The 720-nt window shown below is 58.2% G+C and carries 1 pseudogene; it reads right to left on the reverse strand.

The features are described from left to right. Positions 1–720, reverse strand: a pseudogene (locus M0814_RS28960) (hypothetical protein); the annotation flags it as partial.

The following is a 720-nucleotide window of genomic DNA, read 5'->3' on the forward strand; positions in this document are numbered from 1 at the left end:
AGCCGGATATGCCGCCGGCAAGAACAACTCACCGGGATGGCTGTACATCGCAGCCAGCGCGTCAGTGAAACTCACCGTCACAAAACGCCGAAGCGTGCAGACTTGAAAGCCGTTCGCGAACCGAACACAGTTGCCATTCGCGTTCGAAATGTCCTCGATGATTGCGCCGCCAGCCATGGTGCCCATAACGTCGGCGACAGCGCCTGTCTTCAGCCCAAGCCCGATTCGAGCCTCTGACTGTGTTTTACCACCGGTGCCACCCATCGAAACTGACACTGCAGTGGTCAGAGCGGTGAGCGACGTGATGTCGTCATTCGCTCCCGACTTGGCGGCGCCGAGCGTAGTTCGGGCCGCCGGCGCATCCGCATCATTCAATAATCCCTCGATAAAAAACGACAGGTCTGTGATGCCCGTCCCGCCCTTGCTCGGTGGCAAAATATCATAGTTGCCAGTGGTTCCGAGCGCGGCGAGCTTTTCACCGTAGTCATTGAGGATGGCGCGTACTTGGTCGCCCAGATCCTTCTGGTATCCCTGCACCGGCATGATTGAATAAAAACCACCGGCCACCGTTGGCCCTTCGTAATTCGGCGAGATCGACAGCGCGGTGTTACTGGCGATGTTTGTCACCTCGTACCAACGACCGTCAGGGCCGCGGAAACCATCGCCGACACGGCTGTTGGCGATGAACGCAGTTCCCGTGCCAATTACGGCATTGGAATC

The sequence above is a fragment of the Pseudomonas sp. MWU12-2020 genome (genome assembly GCF_023100605.1).
GTDB classification, from domain to species: Bacteria; Pseudomonadota; Gammaproteobacteria; order Pseudomonadales; family Pseudomonadaceae; genus Aquipseudomonas; species Aquipseudomonas fluorescens_H.